Raw genomic sequence first — 26,475 nt, forward strand, 5'->3', positions numbered from 1 at the left:
CTTATCCTTCGCTGCTCTTTGGTGTGAGGTTCTGTGGTGGCGCGTCGGTGTCTGTCGCGCCATCGGTCTTGTGGCTGGTGTCCTTCGCGTGCTTCTTCTGCGGGAAGACCCAGTGCTTGTAAATGAAGTAGTTCCAGGCCATGGTCACCGCGGTCGCCACCACTTTACCGGCAACGTAGCCCGCGCCCAGGAACTGGAAGAGCTCCACGATTCCCATGACCGCCAGGGTGTTGAAAACCAGGAGCCCCGAATAACGGAGCACGCCGCCAATGGCCGTGCCTCCGCCGCCGAAAGCGAAATGCCGCTGAAGGAAGTAATTGAAGAAGAAGCTCCCCCAGAATCCGGCGCCCGTGGCGAGCCAGAGCGGCCAGCCAAAGACCTGGAAACACAATGCGAGCAGTCCCAGGTCAACCAGGAAACTCAGGCCGCCGATCAAAAGGAACCTGAAAAGGCTCGACGCCAGGAACTTAGCGATGAATGCCTTCATGGTCAGCAAATCCTTCCGAGCGGGGCGATGCCGTCAGGGTTCCGGTTTTCGAGGATGCCCGGCACGCCGTCAAGCTGGACCCTGTCCTTGGCGTCGGCGTCAAAGGCTTCCTTGCCGCCGGGCAACTGGGACCAGTCGATCTGGTAGAGCGCGGCGTTGCCTTCGCGCGTGACCAGCTTCAGGTACGGGATGGAATCCGGCTGGGTCAGGCCGGGCTTCGGTTCATCCCAGGCGCGGATGCGTCCGTCAGCGACGTAAACCCACTCGATGCCGAGCTCGGAAGCGGCCGCACGCGCTTGGGCATCAGTGGCCAGTTCCGGAAGTTTTTGCAGGACCAGAAGCTGCCTGTTGGTGGGAAGGACCTCGAAGTGCCGGATCATGGGCATGCGGTTGCCCAGCGCGTACATCCACACAGAACCGTCACACGAATCGTTGAGTACGGTGGCGTCCTGCGGGACGTACTGGTCCATTTTGCTGAGGAGGTCCACCTCCGCAGCACTCAGCGTGGCGCCATCCACTTTGGTGTTGATGTTGATCCGCTCGGCGTTCTGCTTGAAGTACGGCGTGGCCCCGATTCCTGCGGCCAGCAGCACGACGAACGCCGCCGCCACCGTCACCAGGCGACTGGGCCGCCGTCGAGCGTCACTGCCGTCCTCCGACGGCGACGACCGCCGCGCACGGATCCTGCCTGCCAGCCATTCGACTGTCTCGGCGGCCTGGGCAACGCCCAGACCCGCCAACGGCACCAGCAGCATCACGAGGATACCGAAGATCCGCCACTGGTCATCGTAGAAGGGGGCCGTCAGGTTAAGGAACCGGGGACTCTCACTGCCCATGGTGTAAACCGAAAGGAAAGCGAACGCCAGGACCGGCCCGAAATACCACCACATGCGGATACGGAGCACCACGGCCAGGCAGCCCAAGGCCACCAGGACGGTGAGGATCGGCATGGCAATGGATCCATGGTGCAGGAAGATAATGTTCTGGATGGCCCCGTTGCGGTCGGTATCCGGCGCCCACATCATCTTGGAGACGCGCTCGGACTCCTTGAGCATCTGCTGGATGATCGGCAGGCCAAGCACGACGGCGAGCACTCCGGCAACTGCCAGGTAGACCGTGATGCCAACGATCCGGCCCCTTCGCCTGATCGCTGCCGAAAGGAACCAAAAGACCAGCAACGGCAGGACGACGAATGCAAGGGAGGGGTGGACGGCAATCAGGCCCACGGCACCGAAGGCGATCCCGGGGATCCAGAACTTCCGGCCCTCCAGTGCCCCTTTGATGGCAAGGAAAGCGAAGGGACCCACCAGCAGCATGCCGGCGAAGAACGGAATCAGTGGACCACGCCACAGGAGGTCGTAGGGATAGACCGTAAACCAACCGGACACGGCTCCCGCAGCGGCAACGGCAATCGGACGGCGCGTTACCACCATGGTCAAGGCCATGGTGCTCAGCGGCAACTGGACCGCCATCATGACCAAAACGAAGACGTTCAGGAAAACAGGGATGCTCACGCCGGTCAGGGGCCATACCAGGGACAGCAAAGCATGGAACGCTATGGGATAGCTGCGGATCGGCGCATCGGCAATGGACGTGTCGTAGTAGGCAAAGTTACCCGCGATGCCCGGATCCCACTCATGGTTGACCGAGATCAAGCGGATCATGTTGGCGTGCCAGGGAATGTCCCAGTCCTGGTTGATGCCAAGGAGCCCCTCGGTACCAACAGTCCAGGACACTGCCGCCACAGCCCCGCCGGCCACCAGGCCGGCAAGCAGGATCCACCAAGCTCCCGAAATGTGGTGCTTGCCGAAAATTCCGGGACCGGCCGGGACCGGCAACCCGAACCTGGCGGGGAACCGATGCTGCAGCGTCAGGCGCAAGGCCAAAAGAACTCCGGCCAGAATCACCAGCACGCCAGCGACAGGCAGCAGTTGCCAGCTCATGCCAAGCCCATGGCCCATGACGCCGATGACCGTCAGGGCACCCATTCCCAACAACGGCGCAACCACCGGCAAGATGGTCCGACGGACTCCCAGTGCCTCCCCGAGCAGCCAGCCGGGACCCCACCACAGCACAACGATCAGGAGTACACACAACAGCAGAGGGCCGATAGCCATTCCTACGGTCGCCTTTCTTAGATGCTTCCACCAGCCATCCGGTGACAGACGACTTATGCAGTTGGAGGCCGGACTAGTTGCGTTCCCTCAACCAAGCCACGGCTTGGTCTGCTGGACCTTCGAATTGCACGGTACCGGACGAAAGGACTACTCCCCTGTCACAAATGCGGGCGATCATGTCCAGGTCGTGGCTGACCACCACAAGGGTGCGGCCCTCATCGGACAATTGCTTGATTTTCGCCAGGCATTTGCGCTGGAACGGTTCGTCGCCCACCGCAAGGATCTCGTCCACAAGGAAGATATCCGGCTGGGTGTGCACCGCCACGGCAAAGGCCAGGCGCAGGAACATGCCCGAAGAGTAGAACTTCACTTCCGTGTCGATGAACTGCTCGATCTCCGAAAATGCGACGATCTCGTCGAATTTCGCATTGATTTCTTCCTCGGTCATCCCAAGGATCGCAGCATTCAGGAAGACGTTCTCGCGTCCCGAGAGATCCGGGTGGAACCCGGCGCCAACTTCGATCAGGCCGGCAACCCGGCCCTTGGTACGGACCGTCCCTTTGTCCGGCAGGATCACGCCCGAAATCAGCTTCAGCAACGTTGACTTGCCCGAGCCGTTGAAGCCCAGCAAAGCAACCGTCTCGCCCGGCTGGATCTCGAAGCTCACGTCATGCAGGGCGTCGAATTTCTTGGTCAGCTCGCCCTTGCGACCCTTGACCAGCCAAACCAGCGTCTCCTTCAAGGAGTGTGAATGGCGGAGGTTGAAGGTCTTCTTCAGGTTCTTGACAATGATTGCGGCGCCCACTCAGACCTCCTGCGCAAAGTGGCCCTCAAGCCGGCGGAACACCAGCTGGCCAATGATAAGGAACACAGCGGCCATCCCCAGCCCGGCGAAACCAGTCATGAGGAGATGCGGCGGCAATTCAACCGGCTTCGTGACGGTCGGGTACCAAAAGGCCCAGTGGAACAATTCCACGGCAACGGTCACCGGGTTCAGCTGGTAGATCGTCAGCGCCCAATCGGGAGCAAGGCGGCGGATCATGGTCCAGTCATAAAGGACCGGGGACGTCCAGGTAACAACCATCATGAGCATGTCCACGATGTTCTCGGCATCACGGAAAAACACGTTGATGGCACCGGCGAGCAGCCCCAGGCCGGTGGCCGTGACGGCGACGATGATGAAGCCGAGCAACGCTCCGAAAAGCTGGAGGGCGTCCGGGTGCCACCCGTTGAGCAGCGCTGCCGCCAACAGGACCACCAGCTGCGGCAGGAAGTGCACCGCGGCAACCCAGACCGAAGCCACCGGGAACAGTTCCCGCGGGAGGTAGATCTTCTTCACCAAGGCGGCATTCCACACAATGGAACGCGTGGCGTTGGAGAACGCTTCGGTGAAGAAATTCACCACGATCACACCCGAGAACATGTACAGGGCGTAGTTGGGGATCTGGTCCCCCACCCGAAGGACAATGCCCAGGGCCAGGAACAGGACCAAGTACTGGACCAGGGGTTTGACGTAGGACCAGGCCAGTCCCAGCACGGAACCCCGGTAGCGGACCCGCAGTTCCTTGCGGACGATCAGTTTGAGGAGATACCGGCGCCGGAAGACATCCAGCAGCCCGGCACCAACCCCGGGAACAGCATATGTATCAGTCGACTCGGCCATCGCTACTGTTTGGGCTCCGAAGCGTCGAAGGTTTCGCGCCATGAATCCATCGAAGTGATCTCATGCAAGGCCTCGCGGTACTCTGCGCGCAGGGCCTCCCAGTTCGAGAAGAGCTGAGCGTGGAGTTGGGCGCTTTCCACAAGCATGCGGCGGACAAGCTTCGGATCACGCCGGTACCAGGAAGCACCCGTGCCGTCAGCGTTCGACACGACGGCACTGTCAAGGTGCGCAAGGCTCCACCATTTGCCGTCCTGGTGCGCCACGTGGGCTTCGGGGTTGGTTCCGGCCGATTCGCGGACCGGTGCGATGGTCTGCTTCAGGACAGTCTTAACTGCCCACGGAAGGAGGCCCAGGGCACCCGGCTGCTTGTACGTCTGGGGCTTCTTCGGGGGACGCTTCCGGAACACCTCCGGGAACGCTCCCGGATCGGTCTTAACCTGTGAGTCGACGAAGTCCTCGCGCATGGCCCGGAGCTTGGGCATGGTTGTGGGCAACTGCTCGTGGAGCTTGCCCGGTCCCTCAAGGACGTCCTTGAGGGCCATGATGCGCGCTTGCTCCGGGTAATACTGCATGGACACGAGGTGCTTGATATCGGTGTTCAGGCTTTCCCGGAAGATGCGTCCGCCCTTGGGGAACGGGGAATGCAGGAGCGTCGCGATGAGGCGGTTGCGCTCGTGGTAGTAGGCCTGCCAGTCCACGGAGTCGTCCTTGTCAGCCCAGGAAACGTGCCAAACGGCTGCACCGGGAAGGGTGACTGTCGGGAACCCGGCGGCACGGGCACGCAGGGAGTACTCAGCATCGTCCCACTTGATGAAGACGGGCAGCGAAAGGCCGATCTTCTCAATGACCGCCTTCGGAATCAGGCACATCCACCAGCCGTTGTAGTCTGCATCCCAGCGACGGTGCAGGAGCGGCGTGGAACGCAGCCCCTCAGCCGAGAAGTCGTGGTTGCCAAGGCCCTCGACCGGACCCCAGAGGAACCGGTAGAAGTTGACGACTTCGGCGTAGGCGTGGAGCACCGACTTGTTGTACATGTCGAACATGTGGCCGCCAACGATCGTTGGCTTGCGGCAGAGGTCGGCGAAGGCAACTGCACGGAGTACGCCCTCGGTTTCCAGTTCGATGTCGTCGTCGAGCAACATGACGTAGTCGCTCTTGTCGGTGACCAGGGTCTCGTACATGTTCCGGGCGAAACCGCCGGAACCGCCGAGGTTTCCCTGGTTGATGATGCGCAGCTGGTCTCCCATGGAGGCTGCTACGGCATCAAACCCGTCCTCGTCGGCGACTTTCTTGTTGCCCTGGTCCACGATGATCAGCTCGGCCAGGATCTGGCGGAGTCCGGCGTCGGCGTCGATCGACTTGATGGTCTCGAGGCAGTAGTCCGCACGGTTGAAGGTGGTGACACCAAGGGTCACCTTGCCCTGCGGACGGCCCTCGGACGGAACGGCCCAGTGGGCAGTCTTCAGCGTCATTCCGTCGCCGCCGGCGATCAGGTCGAACCAGTACCAGCCGCCGTCTCCGAAGGGCGCCAGGGTCAGTTCAACGTCGTTGGACGCCTGGCCCTCCACCAGGATGGAGTCCACGCGCTGCGAGGCTCCCCTGGCGTTGGAGCGATAGACGATGACCGTGCCTTCGCCTTCGGTTTCGATGTGCAGGACCGTCTTGGTGGCAATGGTCCATTTGCGCCAGTAGCTGGCCGGGAAAGCATTGAAGTACGAGCCAAAGGAGAGTCGCTCGCCCCTCCGGACCTGAACGGAGCCACGGTCCAGGATGTCTTCCGGGTGAAGCTTGCGGGCCATGCCGACGGCCTGGATGACCGCTGTGCCGTTCTCGTCCTGTTTGCGGACCTTGTTCGTGTCGGGGTCAACGTACAGAGGCAGTGTGTCGAGGTCCCGGTTGGCGGGGAAGACCACGCGCTGGACGATCCGAAGGTCCTGGTCGCCGGCCTCGGCTTGGGCAACGGTCATGGAAGTCTCCTGACTTTCGTTAGTCGTGGCGGTCATGCGTCCACTCCACCGCTTTCCAGCTTGGCGCCGCCCGTGAAGTGCGGCTTGATCTTGTTGTCGAACATGGACAGCGCAGAGCCAATGGCCATGTGCATGTCCAGGTATTTGTAGGTTCCGAGCCGGCCGCCGAACAGCACCGACTTCTCGCCGCGTGCCAGGTCGCGGTAGGCAAGCAGCTTGCTGCGGTCATCGGAAGTGTTCACGGGGTAGTAGGGTTCGTCGCCCTTCTCCGCAAAGCGCGAGAATTCCCGCATGATGACTGTGGCGTCCTTCGTGTAGTCCCGCTCGGGGTGGAAGTGACGGAACTCGTGGATGCGGGTGAAGGAGGCATCTTCGTCCGGATAGTTCATGACGGCGCAGCCCTGGAAGTCCTCAATGGGAAGAACTTCTTCTTCAAGGTCGATGGTCCGCCAGGACAAATCGCCCTCCGCGTAGTCGAAGTACCGGTCCACGGGTCCCGTATAGATGACCGGAACCTGGCCCAGGACGGAGGAGCGGCCAAATTCGCCGTCGTCGAAGAAATCGGTGTTCAGGATGACCTCGATGTTCGGGTGGTCCGCCATCCGCTCGATCCATGCCGTGTAGCCGTCAACCGGAAGGCCCTCGTAGGTGTCGTTGAAGTACCGGTTGTCGTAGTTGTAGCGGACGGGGAGCCGGGAGATGATCTCTGCGGGCAGGTCCTTGGGATCCGTCTGCCACTGCTTGCCCGTGTAGTGCTTGATGAATGCCTCATACAGCGGTCGCCCAATAAGCTGGATGCCTTTGTCGTTGAGGTTCTGCGGGTCCGTTCCGGCAAGCTCGCCGGCCTGTTCGTTGATCAGGGCACGGGCCTCCGCCGGGCTCATCGCGGAACGGAAGAACTGGTTGATGGTGCCCAGGTTGATGGGCATGGGGTACACCTCGCCCTTATGGCTGGTGTACACCTTGTGCTGGTAGCTGGTGAACTTGGTGAAGTTGTTCACGTAGTCCCAAACACGTTCGTTGGACGTGTGGAAGAGGTGCGCGCCGTAGCGGTGGACCTCGATTCCCGTCTTCTCTTCATTCTCGCTGTAGGCGTTTCCTCCAATATGGTGGCGGCGATCAAGCACCGCGACCTTCAGCCCCAACTCGGTAGCGGCGCGTTCTGCAATGGTCAGGCCAAAGAAACCCGAGCCGACGACGACGAGATCAGCGTTCACAAACTCTCCTGTGTATTGGCGTGCGGGCACAGAAGTGCCCACGTCTACTGGTCAAGGCTACCCGACGAGACGCGGGTTCCCCGTATCCGGGGGACTGCCGGGCAGGGACCTGGGAGGTCCCTGAACAGCAAAGGGAGGCTGGCAAAAGCCAGCCTCCCCCACAACCCTCAGCCGGGTTGGCAGCTCAAAGAGCGATGACGGAACCCGACTTTGCCGAGTCCAGGACGGCCTCCGCAACCCGCAGGGTTTCCAGTCCTTCGGCCATGGTGACAATATTCAGCGACTTGCCAAGCACGGCGTCGCGGAAAGCCTCGTGTTCCATCTTGAGGGGCTCCCGCTTGGCCAGGGCGAAGCGCGTGGACGATCCCTCGGAGACACCGCGGAATGCCGCGATGGAATCCCAGTCAGTCTGGAAGGTCCCATTCTCCACAAACGTGAGGTCTGCCGAGATGGTGTCTGCGATGAAGGCTCCACGCTCGCCGAGGACCACCGTGGTGCGCTCCTTCATGGGCGACAACCAGTTCACGATGTGGTTGGTGACGACGCCGCTCTTGAGGTGGCCGATGGCGGTAACCATGTCCTCGTGCTCGCGGCCGCTCCGGGAGGTCGTGTGGGCCACAACGTTGACGAAGTTGCTCTGGGCAAGCCAGGCGGTGAGGTCGATATCGTGCGTGGCAAGATCCTTGACCACGCCAACGTCCGCGATGCGTGCCGGGAACGGTCCCTGGCGACGGGTGCTGATCTGGTAGACCTCGCCGAGGTCTCCGTTTCCCAGCCTGTCGCGGAGGCTCTGCAGGGAGGGGTTGAAGCGTTCGATGTGACCCACTGCGCCAATGAGGCCCTTGGACTCGAACGCCTCGGCAATGCGCCGGCCCGACTCGGAGTCGTTCGCAATGGGTTTCTCCACCAGGCAGTGGATGCCCGCGTCAGCCAACTGGAGCGCCACTTCCTCGTGCAGAATGGTGGGAACGGCTGCAACTGCCATGTCGATCCCCTGCGCAATGAGCTCCTCCACCGTGTTGTATACGGTGAGGCCATCGGCAACATTGTGCGGATCACCAAATGAATCCGCCACGGCAACGAGGTCAACGCCTTCGAGCTCCCGAATAACGCGGGCGTGATGGCGGCCCATCATGCCCAGCCCGATGAGCCCCGCGCGAAGGTTCGCCACTAGCTACCTGCCTTCGCAACAGCATTGACCGCCGCGACGATGCGCTCGAGGTCATCCTGGCTCAGCGAAGGGTGGACCGGAATCGACAGCACGTGGGTGGCGGCTTCCTCGGTGACGGGGAGATCGTCCGATGTCCGGAACGGGGCGAGCTGGTGGTTGGGGATCGGGTAGTAGACACCGCAGCCCACCTGGTACTCCTCGCGCAGCGCCTTGGCGAAGCCGTCCCGGTCGTCAGCAATGCGGATGGTGTACTGGTGGTACACGTGCTCGTAGCCTTCAGCGACCTTCGGGGTCACAACGCCTTCGATGTTGGCGTCGAAGAAGGCTGCGTTTTCCTGACGGGTCTTGGTCCAGGCTTCCACCTTGGTCAGCTGGACGCGCCCGATTGCCGCATGGATGTTGGTCATGCGGCAGTTGAAGCCAACCAGTTCGTTTTCGTACTGGCGCTCCATGCCCTGGTTCCGGAGGAGGCGGAGGCGTCGTTCGACGTCGGCCAAACCGGTGCTCACCATGCCACCCTCGCCGGAGGTCATGTTCTTCGTCGGGTAGAGGCTGAACATGGCGAAGTCACCGAAGGTACCAACCTTGCGGCCGTTGACAGCCGCCCCGTGGGCCTGTGCTGCGTCCTCGAAAACCTTGACGCCGTGCTTGGCAGCCAAAGCGCCGATCGCGTCGACATCGAAGGGGTGTCCATAGAGGTGGACCGGCATGATAGCCGCGGTGCGGTCAGTGATCCTGGACTCAACCGAAGCAGGGTCAAGCGTGTAGTAATCGGGATCGACGTCCGCGAAAACGGGTGTTGCTCCCGTGAGAGCGACGGAGTTCGCAGTGGCCGCGAAAGTAAAGGAGGGAACGATCACTTCGTCGCCCGGACCAATGCCGGCAGCAAGCAGGCCAAGGTGGAGCCCCGAGGTGCCCGAGTTGACGGCAACTGCTGCCCGGCCATCCAGGAGGACCTGGGAAAACTCCTGCTCGAACGCCGCAACCTCGGTGCCCTGGGCGAGCTGCCCGGTGGCCATGACAGCCGTGACGGCTTTTGCCTCGTCGTCGCCGATGATGGGCTTGGCGGGGGGAATGAATTCGGGGCTCATGCCTCTACCTCTCGAAGAGTCTCGTTCTGTTCAACATATGTGGCGCCCGTTTCTGGACATACCCAGTGCTCACCACTGCGCTTCAACGGGAAACCTGCCTTGCCAACCCAACCATGCCGCTTCGCGGGAACGCCAACCATCAAGGCAAAGTCGGGCACGTCCTTGGCCACGACTGCTCCCGCGGCAACGGTGGCCCACCGGCCGATGGTTACCGGTGCCACGCAGACAGCGCGGGCGCCGATGGACGCACCCTCGCGGATGGTCACCCCCACAGGTTCCCAATCGTGGGCACTCTTCAGGCTCCCGTCGGGGCCAACTGCACGGGGGTAGGTATCGTTCGTCAAGACCACGGCCGGACCAATGAAGACGCCGGCTTCAAGCTCGGCGGGCTCATAAACGAGCGCGTAATTCTGGACCTTGCAGTTGTCTCCCATTTTTACTCCGGTGCCGATATAGGCACCGCGACCGACAATGCAATTGGTGCCCAATTCGGCCTTTTCGCGGACTTGTGCGAGGTGCCAGATCTTGGATCCCTCACCAATTACGGCCTCGTCTGAAACATCGGCGCTCTCTGCAACCACTATCACCGGTGAAGGTCCTTCCTCATTGAGCACACGCGACAACGAGTTTCATCTTAGCCGAGACACCATGCACCCGCGTCAAGCCGGCTTTGCGCGGCAAGACACAGCAAAGTTGTCCACATAGCCGCTCCCAGTACGGGAATACAAGGGCATTGCCTGCGTAGCGTCGAAGGCAAAGGTCCCGCTCCCTCCCCGGCGCAATCGAAAGGAACAGCCGATGCCCCTTGAGTGCACTCTTGTTCGCGGCCCTGCAGCGGCGTTTCAATCGCAGTCCGAGGAGCTTTCCATCGATGTCGCCGACGGCACCCCGGGTGACCGGCTGCAGAATCTGCTGACAGTGGCGCGCGACGCCGGCGTGATCTCCGTTGCGGGAGTGGACGTGGCGACGTTGACAGTGGGAAAGCCCCCGTTGGTGAATGGCTCGGTGTTGGTGGACGGCGCTGTCAGCAAGCGTGGGACAGGTGCCCAAGCAGATATGGCTCAGGCGTCGGCGTTGATGCTGCTGGCGCACTCGGGGCCGGACGCCGGTGCCGTGTTCGTCCTGGAGCGTGGACGGTACGCCATCGGCCGGGGAAGGTGCGATGTCTCGCTCCCGGATCCTGGTATGTCGCGTGATCATGCCCTGTTGGAAGTTTCGGCAACCGCGCTCCGTCTGAAGGAGACGTCCGGCTTAGTACATGTAGACGGTAGGCGTGCCCGCCGCTCCGTTTTAACTTCATCGTCGAAGGTGCGCTGCGGCAACTCGGAATTCTCGATCCACGCGTCCACCGGGGGCAGCCCGGGCCTACCGCCCGAAGCCGGCAGATCCGTGCAGGAACCGCTCGATGTCAACCGAAAGACTCCCCCGCGAAACCGTTGGGCGACTGCCATCGGCGCCTTGCTCCCCCTCTTTGTTGGAGTGGGGCTCGCAGTGGCAACCGGCATGTGGATGTTCCTCGGCTTTACGGCCATCTCCGCTGCCAGTCTGCTGGTTCCGGCTATCGCGGGCAGGAAGGGGCACCAGGAATTCCGGACAGCCCTGGAGCGGGCCGTCCGCGAAGACGCAGATCGACGACGGCGGTGCTCGCCCTCCGCGGGAGAGATCAGCATCGCTGCTGGCCAGGTGGGAGAAGGCCCCGGCTGGAAAGTTACCCCCTTTCCCCTTGCCGTATCCTCCTCCGCGCCGGAGACCGGCGTGGCAGACCCTTGCCTCGGCACCTTGGACGTCCCCGTCTGGCTCCGGCTTGGTGTGGGAAGGGTGCTGTCCAACGTCCGGGTGGTACCGCAGGACCCCTCTTTCAGTCCGCCCGCACTTGAAGCCGCTCCCGTGACGTTGGATCCGTCCCTATCAACAGTGACCCTCCTTGGACCACGCCGCCACATAGACGGTCTGGTCCGCTTCATGGTGGTGCAACTGGCCAGCTTTCCCCTGGCCTCGGGCATCCCCGCGATCCTGCTCGGCAAAGCCCACCGGCTACCCTTGTCCGCCCGGTTCCTGGACGGATTTGTTCTAGTCTCAGACAATTCCTCGGCATTGAACGCCCTCCGCGGGTTTGAGGGCAGGCGTGCCGGGAAACTGATCATCCTGGACCCCTTCCCTCTGTTCGACGACTACGAGGCCCTGATCTCTGCGGCGAAAGCTGCCTCCTGGCAGCTCATCATCCATGCCAGCGGGGCGGACGATGAACCAGGCAACGTCGTCCAACTCGATGCCTCCGGTGTGTCAGCCAGAATCAAGGCCGGTGGAACGGCGCTGCCATTCGTTCCCGATTTGGTTTCGGAACTCACTTTCGATCGGGCATGCCGGCATCTCGCAGGCAGGGAAGCGCGGGAAACCACCGGGCAAAACCCCGTCATACCCGCACAGTGTTCACTCGAAGAACTTGCATCAACGAGGCCCCGGAGCGTGATCCGGCGCTGGACATCGGAAAGCCGGAACAAGAACCTGGAGGCAATCCTCGGCAGGGACGCGCACCGTCCCCTGACGTTCGACTTCCACGTTGACGGACCGCATCTGTTGATCGCCGGTACCACGGGCTCCGGCAAGTCGGAATTGCTTCGGACACTCGTAGCCTCATTGGCGCTCAAATACACTCCGGAGCACGTCGTCTTCATTTTCATCGACTTCAAGGGCGGCTCAGGGCTGGGGCCATTGACATCACTGCCACACTGCGTCGGCATCTTCACGGACCTCGCCAGTTATGAGCTGGAGCGGGCGTTGACTTCCCTGCGGGCTGAAATCAGGTACCGCGAGGAACGCCTGTCCGCAGCCGGAGCTGCGGATCTTGCCGGGTACCTGCGCTCGCAGCACGCGGATGCCTTGCCCATCCCCCACCTGATGCTCGTTGTCGACGAATTCCGGATGCTGGTGGACGAGGCCCCTGCGGCCCTGAGCGAACTTATGCGCATCGCCACGATCGGCCGGTCGTTGGGCATCCACCTGGTCATGGCCACGCAGAGACCCCAAGGCGCCTTGACCTCCGATATCCGCGCAAACGTAACGTCCAGCATCGCACTTCGCGTCCAGTCTGACGGCGAATCCATGGACATCATCAATTCCAAGGCCGCAGCGGCCATCCCCGTCCGTATCCCAGGCCGCGCCTTCCTGGTCCGGGCGTCCGGAGCCCCGGAGGAATTCCAATCAGCCTGCCTGGATGTCAGCGGAGGGGACTCCCCCGGCACTGCCGGCGACGCGTCATTGGTGAAGTCTGCGCGCAACGCCCTGAACACGGGACACCTACCCTCGGCACGTCCTGATGGACCTGGCCAGGCCGCGCGCACTGGCCTTGCCACGGTGGTGTCCGCCATAGGGACGGCATGGCAAGCTCATGGCGGGGGTACCCCGCGCCCTCCCATACATGTTCCGCTCCCGTCCGGCATTCCCTGGGACACGGACTTGTCTGCACTTGCCCCACCGCGTGGTCCGGAAAGCCAGGGCGACGCGTCGTTGCCCCAGGACTCCGCGCTGCTGGTCGATCTCGGCCTGTTGGACAGGCCTGAATGCCAGACGGTTCAGATCCTTCAATGGGCACCGCAGTCCGAAGGCCATCTGGCCATGATCGGCAGTGGAGCCAGCGGCATGCACCAGAGCTTTCAGGCAGTAACAGCCGCTCTTGAAACCCACCCGGGCAGTCCCCATCTCTACATCCTCGACGCCGTTGGCATGCTCGGGCCGGCCGGAGAGTCACGCCAGTTTGGCGCTGCCGCCGGCCTCCACGAACTGCCGTTGGCAGTACGGGTCCTGGAGCGGCTGTCCCAAGAGATGGCCGAACGACGCAGTTCCGCGCATTCCAAGAGGCAACAGTCGCCCTTGGTCCTTGTTGTGGCGGGCTGGTGCGCGTGGCAAGCCGCCTTCAGGGCCAGCCAGTGGGCCGGGGCGGAAGACCTTTTCCGCGATATCGTCAGGGATGGCACAGCGCTCGGCGTTACCGTGTTGGTCTGTGGCGAGCGCGAACTGCTCGGCTCACGCTTCTTTGCCGCCATTCCAAACCGTGCTTTCTTTCCCACGGCATCAACAGACGAATCACGGTTTCATTGGCCCCGGCTCCCGGAGACACAGCCGGTCCCGGGAAGGGCCGTGGTCTTCGGTACCATCGCGCATGGTGAACCCTCCACCGCCCAATTCCGCGACGCTCCGGCGGGACCCACAGAGCCATTTCAACGACGGACCAGCACATCAGAACCACCGTTCCGCATCCGGGCCCTTCCACGCCGGCTCGATCGGGAACTGTTTGAGCTCAGGGTTCGCGGCGCTGCTTCCCTTGATTCGCCGAACCTCTGGATCGGGCTGGGCGGAGACGAGGCAGTTCCGGTGGCACTGCCCCTCAGGCCGCAGGGCCTGAGCCTTGTGCTCGGCACACCCGGCTCAGGAAAGACATCCATCCTCAACACGCTTCAGGCCCTCAACCCCCGCGCTCAGTGGATCCGCCCCGGGCCAGGAGAACAACCCGGACCGTTCTGGGCCAAGGCAGCCTTGGGTTTCCTGTCCGGAAGTTGCGATCCGGAGTGCCTGTTGCTGGTTGACGACGCGGACACACTGGATCCGGAGGCACGCCAAGCACTGGCCAGCCTCGTGGGAAAGACGCGCGGCATCATCATGACCGCAACCACAAGCCCGGCTTTGCACCGTAAGTTACCCCTTATTGACGACGTGCAAGCCAGCCGCATGGGGATTGTCCTGGCACCCGGGTCTCCCCTGGACGCCGATATCCTCGGCGTCCGATTGCCCGTGGATGGCCAGGCCATCCCCGGCCGCGGTCTGCGGATCAGCGGCAAGGAACTGGTGCCCTTCCAAGCGGTCTTCGACCAGAGCCGGCAGTGCTAAATGGCGCCCTGCGAACCACCGGTCCGTGACGCGTAGGAAATCACTGGACGCTGGAACAGGAACACCAGCGCGGCAAGTGCCGGAACAATCATGGCCAGGCCAGGAAGGATCAACCCGCCGGACATCGTCGGGAATCCAATGGTCAGGACGAACAGCTGCGCAACCAGCGCAGCTGCCCTGGTCCACCTGTACCCGCGGAAGAGGAAGTGTCCCACCGCGAACAACCAGGCTGAGAACGCCAGCAGCAGCCCCAAAGTGAAGACAGCCCCCCAGAAGGTAAGGACGGGCGCACCACTCAGCAGTTCAAAGGCATACCAAGCCGCAGCTCCCAGGAGGGCAAGTGCCTCAAGCACCACGACTATGGAGATGACCACGATGCCTGTCGGCCGGCCGGCCCGGTCCTGTTCTGGACCAGCGGATTTCGCCGTGGCCGGAAGGCGGGTTGAATCGTCGTTTCCATCGTGGCCTGAGGATGGCTGGGCAGGGTTGGCGGGAGGTCTTGACACACTGGCACACTACCCGAGATAGTCATTGAGCAGTGAGGGCACTGGCAGCTGATGTGATGCATCGCTCACGGATTCCGGGCATTTCACCAACTAAAACCCCTTGTTTACAAGGCGTTAACATGAAACGCTTGACTCAGATGACCAAGGGGGCCCGTGCGGGCCCCTTTCCTTTGGGGCCTCTCGTGAATGTTTTCACAAGAGGCTCTCACCTAGTTCTCACACGAATGGAGTGACTGATCAGCATGGATTGGCGTAATCGCGCAGCCTGCCTCGACAAGGACCCGGAGCTCTTCTTCCCAGTCGGAAACACGGGACCTGCACTTCTCCAGATAGAAGAAGCCAAAAGTGTTTGCCGCCGCTGCCCCGTTGTGGACACCTGCTTGCAGTGGGCCCTTGAGTCCGGCCAGGATGCCGGCGTCTGGGGCGGCATGAGCGAGGACGAGCGACGCGCCCTCAAGCGCCGCGCAGCCCGCGCACGTCGAGCTTCCTAGGCGCGCGACACACAAAGCGAAAGACCGCGGACCAATCTGGTCCGCGGTCTTTCGGCTTAAGCATCGACACCCGGCTTAGCCGCGGGCCAGGTTGAGGACGATGTCGACGGCGGTACCCCCACCGTCACGCGGGCTCCATTGGATGGTTCCCCCCAGTTCGCTTGTCACGAGCGTCCGCACGATCTGGAGACCCAGGCCTTCGGCGTACTGTCCATCCGGAAGCCCCACGCCGTCGTCGGCGACGGTTACGGTCAGGAATTCGTCGTTTCCGTCGCCCGCCGCGCGGTCGGCCAACAGCCAAACAGTCCCGGTCCGCCCTTCCAAGCCATGCTCGACGGCGTTGGTCACCAACTCGTTGATCACCAGGGCCAGGGGTGTGGCGAAGTCGCTGGGCAGCTCACCGAACATCCCTGACCTTTCGGTGCGGACGTGTTGCGATGGCGACGCGACCTCCGCCGAGAGCCTGAATTGGCGTCCAATGAGTTCATCGAAGTCCACACTCTGCGTCAACCCCTGGGACAGCGTCTCGTGAACCAGCGCAATGGTCGCCACGCGGCGCATCGCTTGCTCCAAACCCTGCTTTGCCTCGTCGCTGACCATGCGTCGGGATTGCATCCGGAGGAGTGCCGCCACCGTCTGGAGGTTGTTCTTCACCCGGTGATGGATTTCGCGGATCGTGGCGTCCTTGGTCACCAGCTCCATTTCCCGCCGCCGAAGTTCCGAGACGTCGCGGCACAAGACCAGGGCGCCAAAGCGATGCTGTTCGTCCCGCAAGGGAATGGCCCTCAGTGAGAGGCTGACGCCGCGGGACTCAATTTCGCTGCGCCAGGGCATGCGTCCGGTGACCACCAAAGGCAGCGTCTCATCGACCATCCGGCGGTCCTTCAGCAGCCCGGCCGTGACCTCGGCCAGTGACCTGCCCTCGAGGGATTCCACTTCGCCAAGCCGGCGGAAAGCGGAGACTCCATTAGGGCTCGCGTACTGCACCACGCCGTCGGCATCGAGCCGAATCAAGCCGTCACCCACACGCGGAGCGCCGCGGCGGGAACCCGTTGGCGACGCGAAGTCCGGCCAGAGCCCAAGGGTTCCCATGCGGAGGAGGTCATAGGCGCACTGGCGATACGTCAGTTCAAGCCGCGACGGCATACGGGAACTCGACAAATCCATGTGCGAGGTCACTACAGCGAGGGTCCGGCCGTTGCGGACCATCGGAACGGCCTCAACACGCAAGGCCATTTCGCTGCTCCAGCTTGTTTCGCTGGAGCGCTCGATCGAGCGGCTGTTCCAAGCCTTGTCCACCAAGGGACGCAGGTCGGAGCGGATGCCCTCGCCAACGAAGTCCGCGTGGAACACCGTGTGGGATGTCGACGGACGGACGTGGGCGAGGGCTATGTAACCGAGCTCGGGATGCGGAAACCACAAAGCGAGGTCCGCGAACGCCAAGTCGGCGACCATTTGCCAGTCGCCGACCAGGAGGTGCAGCCATTCAGCATCTCCCGGCCCGAAATCAGCATGTTCCCTGATGGGGTCCGTAAAGATTGCCACTGCACCTCCAGTTACGACGCGGGCACCACGCTAGCGTCGGACGATTGACCTCAAGAGCCTTAATGCTACCGACAGTGAGGCCATGTCGTCGGCTTCGAGGGCATTCACCTCGTCGAACATGGTCTTCGCGCGTCCGAGTTGCTCGGCGTTCTGTCCTTCCCACGCCTTGAGGCGATCCTCGGCGGCGGTTCCCGCGTCGCTCGACTCAAGGACCGACGTCGTCATATCCGCCACGGTGGAGTAGAGGTCATCGCGCAAGGCAGCGCGGGCCAACGCCTGCCACCGGTCATCACGGGGCAATGCGCTGATGCGTTCCAGCAGCGAATCAGCGTGGAACCGGTTGAACACGGTGTAGTAGACCTGTGACACGTCCTCGACGCTGGTGTCGCGGGCCTGTGCAATCCGTGCGATGTCCAAAAGCGCATAGCTTTCGAAGAGCTCCGCCCACCTGTGTGCCAGGTGATCCGGAAGTTCCCAGCCACGGGCCTTGTCCAGCCAACCGGAAATGCGTTCCTTGTCCTCACCGCGCAGGTAGTCAAGCAATCGGCCGCGCAACGGTGCCATCATCGGTTTGAAGGATTCCACCACCTCGGCAATCGGCTGCGAAGCGATGCTCTGGCCCAGTACCCAGCGGACGGCGCGGTCCAGGAGGCGCCGGATGTCCAGGTGGACTTCGCTCCAGTGCTCAGTGGGGAACGAGGCCGGGAGGGCATTCAGTTCGTCAATCATCGAATCGAGGTCGTAGATCTCACGCAAGGCCACGAACGCCTTGGCAACAGCCACCTCGTTGGCCGAGGTCTCCTCGATGGCCCGGAAAGCGAAGGTAATGCCGCCCAGGTTGATGATGTCGTTCGCCACCACCGTTGCGATGATCTCCCGACGCAGCGGGTGGGTGTCCAGTTCGGCGTCGAATTTGTCGCGAAGCTGCTTGGGGAAGTACGAGCGGATGGTGTCCTTGAACCAAGGATCATCCGCGAGGTTGCTGTCGCGGAGCGCCGCTCCGAGTTCGATCTTGGCGTAGGCCGCCAGGACGGACAACTCCGGCGACGTCAGTCCTTGGCCTTGTTCGAGCCGCTGCCGCAGCGTCTCGGTGGACGGCAGTGCCTCAAGGTCGCGTTTGAGGTCGGCCGACTTCTCGAGCCAGTCCATGAGTCGTTCATAGCTGGGGCTCCATTCGGCAACACGGGTCCGGTCGTTGAGCAACAGGATGTTCTGGTCGATGTTGTCCTGCAGGACCAGGCGTCCCACCTCGTCAGTCATGTCGGCCAGGAACGCAGCCCGTTCGGACGCGTCCAGCTTGCCGGCCGAAACCATGCGGTCCACGAAGATCTTGATGTTGACCTCGTGGTCCGAGCAGTCCACTCCGGCTGAGTTGTCGATCGCATCGGTGTTGAGGATGACGCCCTGCAAGGCGGCCTCGATGCGGCCTCGCTGGGTCAGGCCAAGGTTTCCGCCCTCGCCGACAACCTTGACCCGCAGGTCCTTGCCGTCCACGCGGATGGAGTCGTTGGCCTTGTCGCCCACCACGGCATTGGTTTCCGTGCTGGCCTTGACGTAGGTGCCGATCCCGCCGTTGTACAGCAGGTCTGCCGGCGCCAGGAGGATCGCCCGGAGCAACTCCGGCGGGCTGAGTTGGGTGGTGCCTTCAGGCAATCCCAGCGCCTGGCGGACCTGCCCGGAGACGGGGATGGTCTTGGCCTGGCGCGCGTAGACACCGCCGCCCTCGCTGATGAGCGAGCGGTCGTAGTCATCCCATGACGAGCGCGGCAGTTCGAACAAGCGCTGCCGCTCAGTAAACGAGGAGGCTGCGTCAGGTGCAGGGTCGAGGAAGATGTGCCGGTGATCGAAGGCAGCCACGAGCCTGATATGGCGCGACAACAGCATGCCGTTGCCGAAGACATCGCCTGACATGTCGCCGACGCCCACCACAGTGAATTCTTCGGTCTGGGTATCGAGGTCGAGTTCGCTGAAGTGTCGCTTGACGGATTCCCACGCGCCACGGGCAGTGATGCCCATGGCCTTGTGGTCGTAACCCACTGAACCGCCGGACGCAAAAGCGTCACCAAGCCAGAAACCGTATTCGGCGGCCAGCCCGTTGGCTGTGTCGGAGAACGTTGCCGTTCCCTTGTCCGCCGCGACCACCAGGTAGGAATCGTCGCCGTCGTGACGGACAACGTCCGACGGCGGGACAAGCCGCTCGCCGTCGGAGGAAGTCACCAGGTTGTCTGTAATGTCCAGCAGCCCACGGATGAACGTCTTGTAGCTTTCGATGCCCTCAGCCATCCAGGCCGAACGGTCGACGGCCGGGTTCGGCAGCTTCTTGGCGAAGAATCCGCCCTTCGCTCCTGTCGGGACAATCACTGCGTTCTTCACGGTCTGCGCCTTGACGAGGCCCAGGATTTCGGTGCGGAAGTCCTCCCGGCGGTCCGACCAGCGCAGGCCGCCACGGGCCACCTTGCCAAAACGAAGGTGGACGCCCTCGACACGGGGTGAGTAGACCCAGATCTCGTACATCGGACGCGGGAAGGGCAGCCCATCAATAGTGGTGGGATCGAGCTTGAAGCTCAGGTACCCCTTGTCCTGGAAGTAGTTGGTCCGCAGCGTCGATTCGATCAGGTTGACGAACGTGCGCAGCACCCGGTCGGCGTCAAGCGTGGCGACTTGGTCGATTGCCTCGGTGAGCGCCAAGCGGGCGGCGGCCTGCCGGGCGGGGCGCTGCCCGTCTTCCACCGTCGGGTCGAACCGGGCCGCGAACAACGCCATCAACCCGCGGGCAACGTCCGGATTGGCCAAGAGCGTGTCGGCGATGAACCCAAACGAGTTGGTGTTGCCCATCTGCCGCATGTATTTGGCGTAGGCACGCAGCACTGTCACCTGCCGCCAGTGAATGCCTTCGCGAAGCACCAGCCGGTCAAAGTTGTCCGATTCGACAGAGCCCGTCACGGCAGCACCGAAGGAATCAGCAAGGAGGTCACCAGTTGCGAGCGGATCGATCCCCGAGGGGTACTTCAAACCTAGGTCGTAAAGGAAGAAGTCGCGGTGGTCGGCGGTTTCGATCTCAAACGGACGCTCGTCCAGGACTTCCAAGCCCAGGTTGTGGAAGTACGGAAGTATCTGGCTCAGGCTCTTGGGCTCCATGAGGTAGAGCTTTACCCGGGCGTCTTCCTCCAGGGACTCCCCTGCCCCTTCCGGGAGGTAGACGTGCACACCCGGACGGATCCCGGCGTCAGCCCCGCCCGTACGTTCGGCCTGGGCTCCATAGTTTTCGAAACGCTCAATATCCTCAAGAGCGTCTTCCACCTCGTAGTCCACGCGGTAACCCGCCGGGAAAGCTTCGGCCCACAATGTTGACAACACCTCAGCATCGTCGCCGGGCCGGTTTTCCCGGAGGACCTCGGCAATGCCCTCGCTCCAGGAACGGGATGCACGCATCAGCCTGTGCTCCAGCTCCTGGACGTTGACGTCGGCGAGTTCAGCGGTGCGGGGCAGCCGGATTCGGAAGAACACGCGGGCGAGGGCTGATTCCGTAATCCTGGCCTCGTAGTCGATGCTTTCTGCGTGGAAAGTCTCCCGAAGCTCCTGCTCGATCCTGAGCCGAACGCTGGTGGTGTACCTGTCACGTGGGAGGTACACGACGGCGGACATGAACCGACCGTAGATGTCCGGCCGGAGGAAGAGCTTGGTCCGGCGCCGTTCCTGGAGCCTCTGGATTCCCGTGGCGGTCGCCGCGAGGTCGGGGATCTCGATTTGGAACAACTCGTCGCGGGGGTACGTTTCCAGGATGCCCAGGAGGTCTTTGCCCGAGTGCGAATCGGTAGGGAACCCGGCATTGCGAAGCACGGCGTCCACCTTGTCCCGGACAATAGGGATGCTTCGGACAGATCCGGTGTAGGCACTGGTGGCGAACAAACCAATGAACCGGCGTTCGCCGTTCACGTTGCCCGCGGCATCAAAGCTCTTAACGCCAATGTAGTCAAGGTAGGCCGGGCGATGAACAGTTGACCGCGAGTTTGCCTTGGTGATGACCAGGGCACGCTTTTCACGTGCCCGTTTGCGGCCGGCATCGGTCAGGTGTTGGATTTGACGGGTGTTGTCGCCCGCGCGGAGCAGGCCAAGGCCGCTGTCTTCGCGAAGTTCCAGGACATCCTCGCCATTGTCATCAATGAGGTCATATTCCCGGTAGCCGAGGAAGGTGAAGTTCCCGTTGTCCAACCACCGCAGCAGGTCCTGCGCCTGCCGGAGTTCCGCGATTTGCTCGGGATGGGAGACCGTCCCCAACGCTTCAGCCAACTCACGGGCCTTGCTCCGCATCTTGGGCCAATCCTCGACGGCGGCCCTGACGTCTCCCAGGACCCTCACCAGTCCGGCAACCAGCTCACCGCGGGCATCGTCGCTGACGCGGTCAACTTCCACTGCAATCCACGACTCCATGTGGGAAGCGTTGTCACCGTCGCCAAGCAGGTGGGCAACGCTGGGCAGGGCGGCCGTGTCGCCACTGGAAATACCAATGTTGGACGGAACCCGTGAGACCTTGCTCAAGGCGCCGGACACGCGGTCGCGCGTCACCACGAAGAGGGGGTGCATCACCAGGCGGATGGCGCAGTTCTGACGTACCAGTTCGGCGTTGACCGAGTCCACAAGGAAGGGCATGTCGTCGGTCACGATGTAGACGACACTTCGGTCGGCTTCGCTGTCCACTTCGACAATCGGACTGCCGGGCCGGCGGGACTCCGCGATCTTCTTATGCTTGTTGGCCCGGGCAATCAGCAGTTCCGGGGAGTAACCCCGGGAGTCATCTTCGGCGAGGTGCTCGTAGTAGTCACCGAAGAACCCCTCCCGGACAACTGCTGCATCGGACCGATCCTCCACGCTGGACCCTGACGACATCTACAAACGCCTCCATTACCTGTCGATTGCTGCGACTCTGCAGCCCACATGGTGAGCCTAGCGCTTAAGCAGGCGCATAGCTCTGGTAGATCGTCCAGCAGATTCGCGATTTTGCTGGTTGGGTGCACAGACCAATCCGGCGATGGCCAATCTCAGGGCGGAACCGGGAGCAGACTCCAGCAGGACAGTCCCGGAGAGCATGGCAGCATCACAGGCCGGAAAGTCCGCCGGGAGGTATGCCTCTATGCTTCGCAGCGGCCCAAAGCGCTGCCACGCCTCAGCCAATTGACGTCGGGGCGACCTCCCCACGGATGCCTGCCGGACTTTGTTCAGGACAATCCTCGGTGAGACGTGCGGAGCGGCAATCTCCAGATCGGCAAGGCCACGGACCAGCCTGGGGACGCCAACAGCGTCGGCCGCACCAACAGCTATCACCTCGTCGGCCAATTCCAGGCACCGGAGGGTCGCTCCATTCCTGCGTGGAGCCATCGTGTCAAAGCTCAACTCCTCGTCGGCTTCAAGGCAGAATCCCACGTCCACCACCACCACGCTTGCCGCGTGCCTTGCCCGTTCAAGGACTACGGACAAGGCCGGGGCCCTCAGTTCCGTCCAGCGGTCCGAGCGGGTAATGCCACTGAGGATCCGGAAGCTCCCGGCCGAGGTGTTCACATGGGTGGCCGCGCGATCAAAGGCGGCCCCATCCAGGACTCCCTGGTCCGCCAATCGACAGGCCTGGGCAAGTCCTGCCGATTCGTCGAGCAGGCCAAGCATTGCTGCGGCGCTGGCTCCGTAGCTGTCAGCATCCATCAGGATCACGGTGTCTCCTGCAGCAGCAAGTTCGGCAGCGATGTTGACGGCAACCGTGGTCCGCCCCGGCGCTCCCGCAGGCCCCCACACCGCGATGACGCGACCAGGCTCCGGCGTATCCTCCGGAGGGGCCGGCTCCACCGGATCCGACGAGTGGACAGACAGTTCGGCGAATCCCGCATCCATGACGGACTTCTGCCAGCCCCGCTCCCGGTGCATCTCCACGGCTTCGGATATCTTCCCGGCCAACTCGCTGGGTCCGATACCCACCGCGGCCGGAGTGACGCCAAAGGATTGCAGGCGCGCGGCCTCGGTCGGATCGTCAGTCAGGGCAACAAGGGAAACCCCGACAATATCCAGCCGGGCCACCAAGGAAGCAGTCAGATCGCCCGAGCTTTCCGACAACACGGCCGCCTGGGCCAGCCCGCTCTGGCAGGCCGCCAGGAGCTCAGCCAATTCGGAGCAACGCCTGACAACCGTGACCGGTCCGTGCAAGCGTTCAAGTCCGCCCACCAGGGCTTCGGTCGCCTGGCCGAAAGTGACAACTGCAATACTCATCGGCCTACGCCGGAGGGGTTCCAGACCACCGACACCTTGGCAGCATTGGCCTGGGCCCCGAGCAACGCCGGCATCTGCTGGTCCGTCACGAGCACCAGCACAACAGTGGCCTTTGAACCGCCCAGAGTAGTAGAGCCCGGCGTTACCTGCGATATCTCGGCCCCAGGCAGCAACAGGGTTGGCTGGTCGTAAGCCCGCTTGGAACCCGGCATCGCCACCCAGACGTCCACCCGGGCCCCCGCGACCACCTGCACAGGCAGCGGCTCCTCCACGGAAATGGCTACCGGCTTGCGGTTGAGGGACTCCGTTTGCCCAAGGCTCCGGCGCGGAACGAGTTGGTCTTTCTCTATCCGCTGAAGCGCTACCTTGCCTTCCGTCAATCCATCCGCCACGGCCATGTACTCCGGTTCCACCTCGTCCAGGCGCACGTTGACCACCTTGAGGTCATCACGGGTGATCTGCTGGCCCACGGCGATTGGTTCCCTGGCGGAAAACATCGGTGTGGTCTTGTCCGCCGAACCGACAACCGCAATGACGCCCGATACCGACACGAGAACCAGCAGGAGTCCAATGAGAAGGCGCGGATCTTTCCACGAGGGCTTCTTCAGCCTTCCACCGGAACTCGTGTTGTTTTGGTCCATTCGTGGCGCTCCCCCAGTCAGCTCATGCAGGATGTCGTCGGGCCTATCTATTCTTGCCGGGCCGATCGGGAGCGCCAAAGCCAATGGCTGCAAAGTGCGCGAAACTGTGGATAAGTGCACCAAATTGGCCAGCCAGTGGCAAAATATACCCATGCCCCGTTTCTTGACCCTGGCGGATGTCGCCGAACAATTGCAGATCAACTCACCCCAGGCGTATGCGCTGGTGCGCAGCGGAGAATTGAAGGCCATCCAAGTGGGAGGCCGCGGCCAATGGCGCATCGAAGAGAAGATGCTCGAGCAATACATTGAGGAGCGATACGCCGAAGCCAGCCGGATGATCGAAAGATCCAGGACCAAAAGCGCTTAGCCACTCACGGCGCGGGGCTGCCTGACAGCTGGAAGGCAGCCCTAGTAATCCTGTCCACCCAGGGAACAGACCGCCGCCAAAGCCGTAAAAGGCACGGTGACAACCGAGACCACAGCCCCTGCCCGCCGCGCCTCGCCCCTGGTCACGGCCACATCAAGATGGTCTGGCCCCACCCTGTCGATGACACCCTCGAAGACGCGGCCGGCCTGCCCCGCCGAAGCTACGTGCACGGCAACCCCGGCCCGGTTCCTGGCCAAGCCCCTGAGGGCACCCGCCATACCCAGGCTTCCTCCGACACCCGGAGACGGCTTCCGGACCAACCGACCCAAGCCTTCGAGAAAGCTGACGGACCACCAAGGCAGCAGCCATTGCCGGGCGCCCTGGGACATGAGCAACCAGTCCTTGCCCACGTGGCTGAGGACTCCGGCGATGCGCCCGCCACCGTGAAGTACCAGCACCAGTTCGTGGCCAATGGCACCCCGCAGCCGGTCTCCGAGGGCGATCTGTGCCACTTCAACGCGGGCACGTTCCGAGATTTCCGCTTCCTGCACCCGCGTGCGTTCCCCGGAAAATTGTGCTTCCAAGTCCTCAAATAGAGAGTCCCATCTCATCTGTCCAGAGTAGGCTCTACAACAGGACTGCACCAAGGCGACGTCCAAAGCCTGAGATGACGATTGGACAAACCGCGCTAAACATGCCAAGAATGGCCTAAATTTATCAAACAACATCAAAACGCATGATGCGGGCAGGGACGGAATGGGCCGGGATAAAGCTCCACAACGGAACGACGTTGCTGTCGCCGGGACGATTCTCGCCTTGGGCGTCCTCCTGGTACTTGCGGGGCAGTTCCTGACGGACCGGGGCCATGCCGGCGGACCGCCAGCCCTCGACGTCGAACAGCTTCTCGGCTTCACGGCCAACGTCCTCGGCCTGGTCATTGTTGCCTGGTGGCTCTTGACCTTCGTGCTCGCTTTCCTGGCCGCAGCATTGCAAAGGTCGGGTCGGAGATCCAGGGCCAGGGTCGTAGCGAAGTACAGCCCGGGGTTCATGCTGCGCCTCACGTTTGCTTTGCTGAGCGTCAACCTGCTGGGCGTGGCAGCAGCGCACTCCGCCACACCACCGGATCCAGGCTGGCAGCCCGGCTCCTCAAGGACAACAGCACACGGGGCGGCCGAATGGCAATGTTCCGGAGGTCAGACCGCCCCGCAGTGGATGCCACGTCCGCCAGTTGTCGAACCCGGGCTCCTGAGCCGCTCGGCTTCCCGGGACGCTTCAGGCACTCCCGGGAAGGCAGGCGTCGTTGTCAAGGATGGCGATACCCTCTGGACAATCGCGGCCCGCCGCTCCGGACCGTTGGCCACTGACGTGGACGTCGCAAGGGAGTGGCCGCGCTGGTATGCAGCCAACCGGTCCACCATCGGCGATGATCCCGCCGTCCTCCATCCGGGTCAAGTGCTGCAGCCACCGCCAATGGACTGAACCACCATCATCAGCTGAAGACTGTCCGCTCAGGGACACCGTTCACTCACCCAAAGCCAATCCCAGAAGAAACCACTTGAGCCAGGCAATCCCCACGCCGGGCTCTGAATGCCTACTCCTGAGGATTGACCATGACTGCAACCACGGCTCGCCGTCCCACGGATGTCCCGACACCGACACGAACGCCCGCCACGCAGGGCGCCGGTGCGGCGAATGTCGATGTCCGCCTGGTGGCACGCAGCATCGCACAAGCAGCGGTCGAAGTCCTGGCCGGCACCCGGCCTGTGCAACAACTCGCACGATTCCTGGACGCCGACTGCTATCTGGCGCTCCAGCACAGGGCTGGCCTGACAAGGGACTTCGTCGTCCGGTCTCGGGCACAGCAACGGGTCCACCTCAGTCCAATGGTCCGTTCCGTCCGTGTTTGCCACATATCGGACGAGATCCACGAGGCCACAATCGTGGTTGCAGAGGATCTCCGGTGCCGGGCCATAGCCATGAGGCTGGAACTCTCCGCCGGTACTTGGCAGGTTACAGCGCTGGAGATCGGCTGAGCTACGCGTGGGGGATAAAAAGGAAGGCCCGTGACCGTCCAAC

Annotated in this window: 20 protein-coding genes; 5 read left to right on the top strand and 15 right to left on the bottom strand. The window is 62.7% G+C overall.

Annotated elements, in window-relative coordinates; genetic code table 11:
* Position 1: 1 nt before the first annotated feature.
* From ACIQT2_RS03300 to ACIQT2_RS03340, 9 genes are all read right to left on the bottom strand, one after another.
* Positions 2-487, bottom strand: a complete 486-nt coding sequence (locus tag ACIQT2_RS03300; protein WP_402943543.1) for a GtrA family protein — start codon at positions 485-487, stop codon at positions 2-4.
* 2 nt (positions 488-489) lie between these two features.
* Positions 490-2,604 (bottom strand): DUF6541 family protein, encoded by a 2,115-nt coding sequence (locus ACIQT2_RS03305; RefSeq protein ID WP_402943545.1) that lies wholly within the window; start codon positions 2,602-2,604, stop codon positions 490-492.
* 73 nt (positions 2,605-2,677) lie between these two features.
* Positions 2,678-3,409 (bottom strand): ABC transporter ATP-binding protein, encoded by a 732-nt coding sequence (locus tag ACIQT2_RS03310; protein ID WP_397322323.1) that lies wholly within the window; start codon positions 3,407-3,409, stop codon positions 2,678-2,680.
* Positions 3,410-4,309 carry an ABC transporter permease gene (locus tag ACIQT2_RS03315; protein WP_402943548.1) on the bottom strand — a complete coding sequence of 300 codons (900 nt, stop codon included), beginning with the start codon at positions 4,307-4,309 and terminating at the stop codon, positions 3,410-3,412.
* Positions 4,270-6,270 carry a glycosyltransferase gene (locus tag ACIQT2_RS03320; RefSeq protein ID WP_402943551.1) on the bottom strand — a complete coding sequence of 667 codons (2,001 nt, stop codon included), beginning with the start codon at positions 6,268-6,270 and terminating at the stop codon, positions 4,270-4,272. The genes ACIQT2_RS03315 and ACIQT2_RS03320 overlap by 40 nt, the downstream gene beginning before the upstream one ends.
* Positions 6,267-7,451: a UDP-galactopyranose mutase gene (gene glf / locus ACIQT2_RS03325; RefSeq protein ID WP_400269810.1), complete on the bottom strand. Its 1,185-nt coding sequence runs from the start codon at positions 7,449-7,451 to the stop codon at positions 6,267-6,269. Before glf ends, ACIQT2_RS03320 begins: the two co-directional genes overlap by 4 nt.
* Positions 7,452-7,635: 184 nt before the next feature.
* Complete coding sequence (locus ACIQT2_RS03330; RefSeq protein WP_400329902.1) at positions 7,636-8,622, bottom strand: Gfo/Idh/MocA family oxidoreductase; 987 nt, start codon at positions 8,620-8,622, stop codon at positions 7,636-7,638.
* Positions 8,622-9,713, bottom strand: coding sequence for a DegT/DnrJ/EryC1/StrS family aminotransferase (locus tag ACIQT2_RS03335; protein WP_400329899.1), 1,092 nt, complete (start codon positions 9,711-9,713; stop codon positions 8,622-8,624). The genes ACIQT2_RS03330 and ACIQT2_RS03335 overlap by 1 nt, the downstream gene beginning before the upstream one ends.
* Positions 9,710-10,327: an acyltransferase gene (locus ACIQT2_RS03340; RefSeq protein WP_400329897.1), complete on the bottom strand. Its 618-nt coding sequence runs from the start codon at positions 10,325-10,327 to the stop codon at positions 9,710-9,712. Before ACIQT2_RS03340 ends, ACIQT2_RS03335 begins: the two co-directional genes overlap by 4 nt.
* A gap of 184 nt (positions 10,328-10,511) precedes the next feature.
* On the opposite strand from ACIQT2_RS03340, the gene ACIQT2_RS03345 reads away from it, so the two are divergent.
* Positions 10,512-14,597: an FtsK/SpoIIIE domain-containing protein gene (locus ACIQT2_RS03345; protein WP_402943555.1), complete on the top strand. Its 4,086-nt coding sequence runs from the start codon at positions 10,512-10,514 to the stop codon at positions 14,595-14,597.
* Here ACIQT2_RS03345 and ACIQT2_RS03350 read toward each other — a convergent pair.
* Positions 14,594-15,103 (bottom strand): hypothetical protein, encoded by a 510-nt coding sequence (locus ACIQT2_RS03350; RefSeq protein ID WP_402943558.1) that lies wholly within the window; start codon positions 15,101-15,103, stop codon positions 14,594-14,596. The two genes, ACIQT2_RS03345 and ACIQT2_RS03350, sit on opposite strands and share 4 nt — an antisense overlap.
* A 242-nt stretch (positions 15,104-15,345) precedes the next feature.
* On the opposite strand from ACIQT2_RS03350, the gene ACIQT2_RS03355 reads away from it, so the two are divergent.
* Positions 15,346-15,594, top strand: coding sequence for a WhiB family transcriptional regulator (locus tag ACIQT2_RS03355; RefSeq protein ID WP_003804966.1), 249 nt, complete (start codon positions 15,346-15,348; stop codon positions 15,592-15,594).
* Positions 15,595-15,669: 75 nt separating this feature from the next.
* Here ACIQT2_RS03355 and ACIQT2_RS03360 read toward each other — a convergent pair whose 3' ends face one another.
* From ACIQT2_RS03360 to ACIQT2_RS03375, 4 genes are read right to left on the bottom strand one after another with little or no spacing between them, the layout of a single operon-like run.
* Positions 15,670-17,139: a sensor histidine kinase gene (locus tag ACIQT2_RS03360; RefSeq protein WP_400329891.1), complete on the bottom strand. Its 1,470-nt coding sequence runs from the start codon at positions 17,137-17,139 to the stop codon at positions 15,670-15,672.
* 30 nt (positions 17,140-17,169) lie between these two features.
* On the bottom strand, positions 17,170-22,026 hold the full coding sequence (locus ACIQT2_RS03365; RefSeq protein ID WP_402943561.1) for an NAD-glutamate dehydrogenase: 4,857 nt from the start codon (positions 22,024-22,026) through the stop codon (positions 17,170-17,172).
* Between the two features lie 57 nt (positions 22,027-22,083).
* On the bottom strand, positions 22,084-23,391 hold the full coding sequence (locus ACIQT2_RS03370) for a CpaE family protein (RefSeq protein ID WP_402943564.1): 1,308 nt from the start codon (positions 23,389-23,391) through the stop codon (positions 22,084-22,086).
* Positions 23,388-24,032 carry an SAF domain-containing protein gene (locus ACIQT2_RS03375; protein ID WP_402943567.1) on the bottom strand — a complete coding sequence of 215 codons (645 nt, stop codon included), beginning with the start codon at positions 24,030-24,032 and terminating at the stop codon, positions 23,388-23,390. The genes ACIQT2_RS03370 and ACIQT2_RS03375 overlap by 4 nt, the downstream gene beginning before the upstream one ends.
* Positions 24,033-24,183: 151 nt before the next feature.
* Here ACIQT2_RS03375 and ACIQT2_RS03380 point away from each other — a divergent pair, with 151 nt between their 5' ends.
* Positions 24,184-24,399, top strand: coding sequence for a helix-turn-helix domain-containing protein (locus tag ACIQT2_RS03380; RefSeq protein WP_387435750.1), 216 nt, complete (start codon positions 24,184-24,186; stop codon positions 24,397-24,399).
* 41 nt (positions 24,400-24,440) lie between these two features.
* Here ACIQT2_RS03380 and ACIQT2_RS03385 read toward each other — a convergent pair whose 3' ends face one another.
* Positions 24,441-24,983, bottom strand: a complete 543-nt coding sequence (locus ACIQT2_RS03385; RefSeq protein WP_402943570.1) for a hypothetical protein — start codon at positions 24,981-24,983, stop codon at positions 24,441-24,443.
* Positions 24,984-25,155: 172 nt separating this feature from the next.
* Here ACIQT2_RS03385 and ACIQT2_RS03390 point away from each other — a divergent pair, with 172 nt between their 5' ends.
* Both ACIQT2_RS03390 and ACIQT2_RS03395 read left to right on the top strand, forming a co-directional pair.
* Complete coding sequence (locus tag ACIQT2_RS03390) at positions 25,156-25,878, top strand: LysM peptidoglycan-binding domain-containing protein (protein WP_402943573.1); 723 nt, start codon at positions 25,156-25,158, stop codon at positions 25,876-25,878.
* Between the two features lie 131 nt (positions 25,879-26,009).
* Positions 26,010-26,432: an Rv3235 family protein gene (locus tag ACIQT2_RS03395; protein WP_402943576.1), complete on the top strand. Its 423-nt coding sequence runs from the start codon at positions 26,010-26,012 to the stop codon at positions 26,430-26,432.
* Positions 26,433-26,475 lie beyond the last annotated feature (43 nt).

The sequence above is a fragment of the Paenarthrobacter sp. NPDC090522 genome (genome assembly GCF_044769225.1).
Taxonomy (GTDB): Bacteria; Actinomycetota; Actinomycetes; order Actinomycetales; family Micrococcaceae; genus Arthrobacter.

Bases quoted from the DNA above. Each gene is read 5' to 3' on its own strand.
- ACIQT2_RS03370 (WP_402943564.1), bottom strand. From the start codon at position 23,391: ATGAGTATTGCAGTTGTCACTTTCGGCCAGGCGACCGAAGCCCTGGTG.
- ACIQT2_RS03380 (WP_387435750.1), top strand. From the start codon at position 24,184: ATGCCCCGTTTCTTGACCCTGGCGGATGTCGCCGAACAATTGCAGATC.
- ACIQT2_RS03305 (WP_402943545.1), bottom strand. From the start codon at position 2,604: ATGGCTATCGGCCCTCTGCTGTTGTGTGTACTCCTGATCGTTGTGCTG.
- ACIQT2_RS03365 (WP_402943561.1), bottom strand. From the start codon at position 22,026: ATGTCGTCAGGGTCCAGCGTGGAGGATCGGTCCGATGCAGCAGTTGTC.
- ACIQT2_RS03390 (WP_402943573.1), top strand. From the start codon at position 25,156: ATGGGCCGGGATAAAGCTCCACAACGGAACGACGTTGCTGTCGCCGGG.
- ACIQT2_RS03320 (WP_402943551.1), bottom strand. From the start codon at position 6,270: ATGACCGCCACGACTAACGAAAGTCAGGAGACTTCCATGACCGTTGCC.
- ACIQT2_RS03395 (WP_402943576.1), top strand. From the start codon at position 26,010: ATGACTGCAACCACGGCTCGCCGTCCCACGGATGTCCCGACACCGACA.
- ACIQT2_RS03375 (WP_402943567.1), bottom strand. From the start codon at position 24,032: ATGGACCAAAACAACACGAGTTCCGGTGGAAGGCTGAAGAAGCCCTCG.
- ACIQT2_RS03345 (WP_402943555.1), top strand. From the start codon at position 10,512: ATGCCCCTTGAGTGCACTCTTGTTCGCGGCCCTGCAGCGGCGTTTCAA.
- ACIQT2_RS03315 (WP_402943548.1), bottom strand. From the start codon at position 4,309: ATGGCGCGAAACCTTCGACGCTTCGGAGCCCAAACAGTAGCGATGGCC.
- ACIQT2_RS03355 (WP_003804966.1), top strand. From the start codon at position 15,346: ATGGATTGGCGTAATCGCGCAGCCTGCCTCGACAAGGACCCGGAGCTC.
- ACIQT2_RS03335 (WP_400329899.1), bottom strand. From the start codon at position 9,713: ATGAGCCCCGAATTCATTCCCCCCGCCAAGCCCATCATCGGCGACGAC.
- ACIQT2_RS03300 (WP_402943543.1), bottom strand. From the start codon at position 487: ATGAAGGCATTCATCGCTAAGTTCCTGGCGTCGAGCCTTTTCAGGTTC.